The organism is Frigoribacterium sp. RIT-PI-h (assembly GCF_001297205.1).
Taxonomy (GTDB): Bacteria; Actinomycetota; Actinomycetes; order Actinomycetales; family Microbacteriaceae; genus Frigoribacterium.
The window spans coordinates 1-6778 of the sequence record NZ_LHOZ01000050.1 but is presented as its reverse complement, the minus strand read 5'-3'; the positions used below and the strand labels follow the sequence as shown (position 1 = coordinate 6778).

The 6778-nt window shown below is 74.6% G+C and carries 8 protein-coding genes; 4 read left to right on the top strand and 4 right to left on the bottom strand.

Features of this window, described 5'->3' with window-relative positions:
* Positions 1-750, top strand: a 750-nt coding sequence (locus AEQ27_RS04270) for a TetR/AcrR family transcriptional regulator (RefSeq protein ID WP_369813585.1), incomplete at its 5' end; no start/stop codon positions are given.
* 17 nt (positions 751-767) lie between these two features.
* Here the strand turns inward: AEQ27_RS04270 and AEQ27_RS04265 are convergent.
* Both AEQ27_RS04265 and AEQ27_RS04260 read right to left on the bottom strand, forming a co-directional pair.
* Entirely contained in the window at positions 768-2078 is a 1311-nt protein-coding gene (locus AEQ27_RS04265; RefSeq protein ID WP_054145542.1) for an ABC transporter permease, read from the bottom strand.
* Positions 2075-2770, bottom strand: coding sequence for an ABC transporter ATP-binding protein (locus AEQ27_RS04260; protein WP_043595759.1), 696 nt, complete (start codon positions 2768-2770; stop codon positions 2075-2077). The genes AEQ27_RS04265 and AEQ27_RS04260 overlap by 4 nt, the downstream gene beginning before the upstream one ends.
* 179 nt (positions 2771-2949) lie before the next feature.
* Here AEQ27_RS04260 and AEQ27_RS04255 point away from each other — a divergent pair, with 179 nt between their 5' ends.
* Together AEQ27_RS04255 and AEQ27_RS04250 are read left to right on the top strand one after the other, a co-directional pair.
* Entirely contained in the window at positions 2950-4158 is a 1209-nt protein-coding gene (locus AEQ27_RS04255; protein ID WP_054145541.1) for a sensor histidine kinase, read from the top strand.
* Entirely contained in the window at positions 4155-4895 is a 741-nt protein-coding gene (locus AEQ27_RS04250; protein ID WP_054145540.1) for a response regulator transcription factor, read from the top strand. The genes AEQ27_RS04255 and AEQ27_RS04250 overlap by 4 nt, the downstream gene beginning before the upstream one ends.
* On the opposite strand, the gene AEQ27_RS04245 is transcribed toward AEQ27_RS04250, so the two are convergent.
* Positions 4862-5932 (bottom strand): NAD(P)-dependent oxidoreductase, encoded by a 1071-nt coding sequence (locus AEQ27_RS04245; RefSeq protein ID WP_200908318.1) that lies wholly within the window; start codon positions 5930-5932, stop codon positions 4862-4864. The two genes, AEQ27_RS04250 and AEQ27_RS04245, sit on opposite strands and share 34 nt — an antisense overlap.
* The gene (locus tag AEQ27_RS04240; RefSeq protein WP_054145538.1) at positions 5925-6545 is read right to left on the bottom strand and encodes an RraA family protein; all 621 of its coding nucleotides are present in this window, start codon (positions 6543-6545) and stop codon (positions 5925-5927) included. Before AEQ27_RS04240 ends, AEQ27_RS04245 begins: the two co-directional genes overlap by 8 nt.
* 20 nt (positions 6546-6565) lie before the next feature.
* On the opposite strand from AEQ27_RS04240, the gene AEQ27_RS18255 reads away from it, so the two are divergent.
* Positions 6566-6778, top strand: a 213-nt coding sequence (locus tag AEQ27_RS18255) for a hypothetical protein (RefSeq protein ID WP_235450971.1), incomplete at its 3' end; no start/stop codon positions are given.

Below are 6778 nucleotides of genomic sequence, written 5' to 3'. Positions count from 1 at the left end.
ACGGGCCGGCGGCCCCGCGGCCGGGGCGGCGCCCGTCGCCGCCCGGCCCTTCGGCGAGCTCGGGCCGCGGCCGTCCGCATGAGCGGCGGGGGCGGCGGGGGCGGCGCGGGCGGCCTGAGCGGCGCGGGCACGGGCGGCGCGGGCACGGGCGTGCGGCAGAAGCCGGTCGTCCGTCGCGCGTCGATCGTCGAGGCGGCCCGCGAGGTGATCGTCCGCGAGGGCATGGGTGCCACCCGCCTGCGCGACATCGCCGCCGCGGCCGGGGTCTCGATCGGCACCGTGACGTACCACTTCGACGGAGTCGCCGAGATCCTGAACGAGGTCGTCGCCCTCGAGACGGCACGGTTCTACTCGTCGATCATCGAGGCGGTGGACGCCGAGTCCGATCCGGTCGTCGGGGTGCGGATGCTCGTCGAGCCCCTGTTCGCCGACACCGACGCGACCGACGAGCACTGGCGGCTCTGGTCGGACTACTGGACGGCCGTGGCACGCAAGCCCGCCGTCGCCGCCGAGTACGTCGAGCGCATCCGCGTCTGGGAGGCCTGCCTCACCCGCACCCTGCGCCGCGGGGTCGAGCAGGGGCGTTTCGCGACGGCCGACCCGTCGGCCCTCGCCCTCAAGCTCGCGGCCTACAGCGACGGCCTCGCGACCCAGCTCGCCCAGAAGGCCCCCGGCCTCACGCCCGCCCTCGCGCTCGACTGGATGTGGACGCTGCTGGAGCACGAGACCGGGGCGTCCTTCCGGGGCTGACCCGCGCCTCCTCGTCCTCACTCGTAGCGGAGCGACTCCACCGGGTCGGCCTTGGCGGCGCGGGCGGCGGGCATCGTGCCGGCCAGGAACGCGATCACCATCACCACGACGATGATCAGCGCTATAGACACGGGGTCGAACGCGATCAGCGTCAGCCCGGGCAGGTTCGACAGCAACGATCCGGCCAGGGCGGCACTGACCACGCTGCCCGCGATCATCGCGACGCCCACGCCGATCGCGCTGCCGAGGAACCCGATGAACGCCGCCTCGAGGCTGAACAGTCCGAAGACCTTGCCACTGCCCATGCCCATGGCCTTCATCAGGCCGATCTCGCGGGTGCGCTCCTGCACCGACATGAGCAACGTGTTGACGATGCCGAAGCTCGCCGCGAGCAGGGCGATGATCGCGAAGGCGTTGAGCACCAGCACGATGCCGTCGATCACCGTCGTGAAGGTGCCCAGCTGGTCGGCGACGGTGGTGCCGGTGTAGCCGGCGGCCGTCAGACGGTCCTTGAGGTCGGTGACCTGCTGGTCGGACGCGTCCGCGGCGAACCGCACCGTGGCCTGCGCGTAACGGTCGACCTGGTCGGCGGGCAGCCCGACGTTCTGCGCGTCGAAGAGGGCCGTGCCGAGAGCGGCGTTCGGGGTGATCGACGCGCCGGCGGGCGACGCGATGCTCTCCTCCGCGACGCCGACGACGGTCGCGGTGACCGTGTGCTGCGTGCGCGTGGCGTCGGTCACGGCCAGCGTGACGGGCTGACCGACGGCCGCCTCGTCGTCGCGGTACCCCAGCGGCTCGACGTAGGACGTGGGGATCGCCACCTGCAGGTCGGCGGCGTCGTCGTCGGGCTGGGCGCCCGCGGTCAGGGTGAGCTGCTGCCCCGGCACGAGCGCGCTCGCCGACACGACGTACTTCGTGCCGCTCTCGCCCTCGACGTAGTCGGTCGAGAGCGACCGGGTCGGCTGCACGTCCAGCACGCCGTCGACGCCCTCGAGGGTCGTCGCGTCGTCCGGGGTCAGGGGGACGGCGGTCGACCGGGGGGCGCCGACCCCGCCGGCAGCGACGGTGTCGGGGTCGTACTCGGTCGGGCCCGAGCCGCCCACGCGGAGACCCTGCGCATCGTCGGAGGCCTTCGTGACCGTCATGGTGTCGGACGAGCCGACGGCCGAGACCGTGTCGTCGATGTAGGCGTTGATGCCGGTGCCCAGCCCGCTCGTCAGCGTCAGGGTGAACGCGCCGACGAAGATCGCCAGGATGGTCAGGATCGTGCGCGTCTTCGACCGGAACGTGTTCGAGACGGCGGTCGACAGCAGGTCGGTGGTCTTCATGCGGCCACCTCGGCCTCGTCGTCGACGATCAGCCCGTCGCGGATCACGATGCGCCGGTCGCAGCGCGCCGCGAGCTCCTCGTCGTGGGTCACCACGATCAGCGTGATGCCGTTCTCCCGGTTCAACGAGAACAGGATGTCCTCGACGACCGCCCCGGTCGCCGTGTCGAGGTTGCCCGTGGGCTCGTCGGCGAAGATGATGCGCGGATCGTTGACCAACGCCCGCGCGATCACCGTGCGCTGCTTCTGACCACCCGACAGGTTCAGGGCCTTGTTCTTCGCCTTGTCGGCCAGCTCGAGCTGCTCGAGGGCCGCCAGACCGCGGCGACGGCGCTCGCCGCGGGGCACGCCCGCGATCTTCATGGGCAGCACGACGTTCTCGAGCACCGACGAGCTCGACGTGAGGAAGAACTGCTGGAACACGAAGCCGAACGTCTTGTTCCGCGTCCGGTTCAGGCGCCCGCCCTTGAGCGTGCTCGTGTCGACGCCCTCGAGCTCGACGGTGCCGGTCGTCGGGGCGTCGAGCAGGGCGAGAACGTGCATGAGGGTCGACTTGCCCGAGCCGCTCTTGCCGACGATCGCCACGCTCTCGCCCTCGGCGATGTCGAAGCTCACCCCCTTGAGGGCCTCGAACCGGTTCGGGCCGCGCCCGTACGAACGGTGGACGTCTCGGACCGAGATGATCGGCGCCATGGTGCTCCTGTCGCTGACGGCCCGGTGTCTCCGGGGCCGAGACCCACCCTCGCGGGCCGCGCCGCCCGGGGCGTCCCCCCACCGCGGACACCTGCCCGACCGCCCGTACCGCGACCGCGGTACGCGACGTCGGGCCACAGGGGGACTCGGCCGCCGGCGTTCCAGGGCACGATGGGGTCATGACGACGACGGACGGCAGGAGGCGCGAGCCGGCCTACCCGCGACCTCGCGTCCCCTGGTGGCTGGGCGACACGCTCGCCGCGGTGCTCGTCGTCGGTGCGGCCTTCGCCCCCTTCCCCGTCGCGGAGTTCCGACCGACCGGCGGGCTGGCCGTCGCCGTCGTCCTGGCCCCCGCGGCCCTGCTGCCGTTGCGGCGCCGCCGTCCGATCCCGGTGCTCGCCGCCGTCGTCGGGTTCTTCGGCCTCGGCACCCTGCTCGGCACGCTCGCACCCGGCGTCGTGCTCGCCACCGGAATCGCCGTCTTCGCCGTCGCCGCACGCACCCCGCGGCGCCGCACCATCGTCGTGACGGTCGGCACCGCCCTGGCCGTCCTGCTGCTCGGTCTCCTGGCGGTGGGCGGACGTGTCGTCGACCTGCCCGTGGTCCAGTTCACCCTGCTCATCGCCTTCGCCGCCGCCGCGGGCGACGCCAGCCGCTCGCGGCGCGAGTACATCGAGGCCGTCACCGAGCGCGCCGAACGGGCCGAGCGCACCCGCGAGGCCGAGGCCTCGCGCCGGGTGGCCGAGGAGCGGCTGCGCATCGCCCGCGACCTGCACGACGCCGTCGCCCACCAGATCTCGGTGATCAGCCTCAACGCCGGGGTCGCGTCGTCGGCGATCGAGACCCGACCCGAGAAAGCCGTGACGGCCCTCGCGACCATCCGCCGCCCCTCTCGGACCGTCCTCGGCGAGATCGGCGACCTGCTCGAGGCGCTGCGCGCCGGGGCCTCGGACCGCGCCCCGTCCCCCCAGCCAGGTCTGGCGCGACTCGACGAGCCCGTGGCGGGGTTCGCCGACGCCGGGCTCGTCGTGGGCACCCGGGTCGAGGGGCCGCTCGCCTCGGTGACGGGCGCGGCCGACCTCGTCGCGTACCGGGTCGTGCAAGAGGGGCTGACGAACGCCGCCAAGCACGGCGCCGAGCACCGCGCGCACGTGCTCGTCGCGGTCGACGAGCACGAGGTGTCGATCGTCGTGACGAACCCCGTGCCGGTGGTGCGGCCCGAGCCCGACCCGGACGACGTGCGGGGTGGGCACGGGTTGCTCGGGCTGCGCGAACGCGTCGCCTCGGTTCGCGGGGTGGTCGAGACCGGGCCCACGCCGGGCGGCTTTCGGCTGGCGGCCGTGTTGCCGGTGAGTCGCTCGTCGGACGGGGACGGGGCCGTGTCGTGACGACCGTGCTCGTCGTCGACGACCAGCCGCTGATCCGTCAGGCGGTGACCGACATCCTCGACGGCGAGGACGGGGTCGAGGTCGTGGGCGACGCCGTGAACGGCCGGGAGGCGGTCCTGCGCGCCTCGGCCCTGCGGCCGGACGTGGTCGTGATGGACATCCGCATGCCCGAGCTCGACGGCCTCGGCGCGACGGCCGCGATCTGCGCCGACCCGTCGCTCGCCGGGACGAGAGTGTTGATCCTCACGACGTTCGAGGAGGACGAGTACCTCGTCGCGGCCCTGCGCGCCGGGGCGAGCGGCTTCATCGGCAAGGGTGCGGAGCCCGACGAGATCGTCCGGGCGGTCCGCGCCGTGCACGCGGGGGAGTCGCTGCTGTCGCCCGCCGCGACGCGCAGTCTGATCGAGAAGTACGTGCTGCCGGGGGGTGGCCGCGACGGTGCCGGCACGGGTGGTGGCGGCGGAGGGTCGGGTCCGGCCTCGGGGGAGTCGTCGTCGGGGGCTGCACCGTCGCAGGCCGTGCCACCCGAGCTCGCGCACCTGACCGACCGCGAGCGCGAGGTGTTGCTGCTCGTCGCGCGGGGTCGCGCGAACGCCGAGATCGCCACCGACCTGGTCATCTCGCCGCACACCGCGAAGACCCACGTCAACCGCATCATGACCAAGCTCGACGCCCACGACCGGGCGCAGCTGGTCATCCTCGCCTACGAGACGGGCTTCCTCGCGCCGGGGTCCTGACCGGGGGCGCACAGCACGTGGCGGAGGTGCTCGGCGGCCTCGTGCCCGACGCGGGCCATGGCCTCGCGGGTCTGGCCTCCGACGTGCGGGGTGAGCACGACGTCGGATCGGCCGCGCAGGGGGTGGTCGGCGGGCAACGGCTCGACCGTGGTGACGTCGAGACCGGCCCCTGCGAGGTGACCGGCGTCGAGCGAGGCGACCAGCGCCTCCTCGTCCACGACGCCGCCGCGCGAGGTGTTGACGACCACCGCGCCCGGGCGCAACAGGGCGAGCTCGCGCGCGCCGATCAGGCCGACGGTGGTGGGCGTCAGGGGCACGTGGACGCTCAGCGCGTCCGACGCCGCGAGCAGGGCGTCGAGGTCGGCGGGCTCGGCTCCGGCCGCCCGGACGGCGTCGTCCGAGAGGTGCGGGTCGTGGGCGACGACGCGCATGCCGAGGCCGTCGCGGGCCGTGTCGGCCACGAGCCGCGCGATCCGGCCGAAGCCGAGCAGCCCGAGCGTCGCGCCGTGCAGTTCGCGACCCACGAGGGAGGCGCGGGTCGGGACGGTCCCGGAGCCGTCGGCACCCGGGTCCCCGGTTCCTCGGCCGCCCGACCACGCCGCCCCGAGCCCGCGCCCGGTCACCATCAGCAACGGCACGGCGCGCCCGGCGACCGACCGGCTGTTCGCGGCCGGGGGCGTGGGCCCGGGGACGCCGAGCTCGGCCGCGGTGTCGACGTCGACCGTGTCGAGGCCGACGCCGTGCCGCGCGACGACGCGAAGCCGCGGTGCCTCGCGCATCATCGCCCCGTCGACCCGGGCCGTGCGCAGCAGCACGCCCTCGCCCTCGGCCGCGACGTCGGACCAGTCCGTGGCGTCGTCCCCCCAGCCGAGCCGAACGTCGGCCCAGGCGCGCAGCGAGGCGACCACGTCGTCGTCGATCGGCCGCGGCACCCAGACGACGGGCGTGCGGCCCGCCGGGTCCGTCGAGCTTCCCGAGCCCCCTGGGCCCGTCCAGCACGTCGACCCCTGCGAGCCGGTCGAGCCCGCGTCAGTCACGCGGCACCAGCTTCCGGTTCGCCGCCCGACGGTCGCCTTCTCCGCGGAGCAGCTCGTGCGTCGCCGCCACGACCTCGTCGACCCGGGCGGCCGGCACGATCGCCACCCCGTCGTCGTCCCCGAGCACCCAGTCGCCCGGCGACACCGCCACGCCGCCGACCGCGATCGTCTCGCCGGTGCGGAACGGCCCGGTCTTCCAGGGCCCCGCCGGCGTCACGGACCGCGCGAACACCGGCACGCCGACGCGCTCGAGCTCGACCACGTCGCGGGCGGCGGCGTCGAGCACGATGCCACCGACGCCGAGCGCCTTGGCCTTCTCGGCCACCAGCTCGCCGATCAGGGCGCGGGTCTCGTCACCGCCACCGTTCACCACGAGGATCTCGCCCCGACGGATGAGCTCGAACGCGGCGTGCAGGCCGGCGTTGTCTCCCGGCCGGGTCCACACCGTGAACGCCGGGCCCGACAGGGCGGCACCACGCCAGAGCGGGCGGATGCCGTCCGCGACCCCGAAGCGTTCCATGGCGTCCGAGACGGTGGCGACGGGCAGCTCGCCGGGGGCGGGCAGCACCGGTCGGAGGGGCCGCGAGGCCGGGGAGGTCGAGGTGGTGCTCATGGTGCTCCTGTCGTTCGGGGGTGCGTGGTCTCTCGGTCGGTGGCGGTGGCGGTGGCGGTGGCGGTGGCGGTGGCGGTGGCGGTGCGGGTGCGGGGGCGATCGGGCCGTCGAGCGCGGGCGGCAGCCCGGTGCGCGCGCGGGCCGAGGAGGCGCGGGGGAGCCCGTCCGTGAGCCGTGGGACCGCCGCGTCGGTGTACCGACTCGGCGGGCCGCCCCAGGCGAGGGCGGCGGGC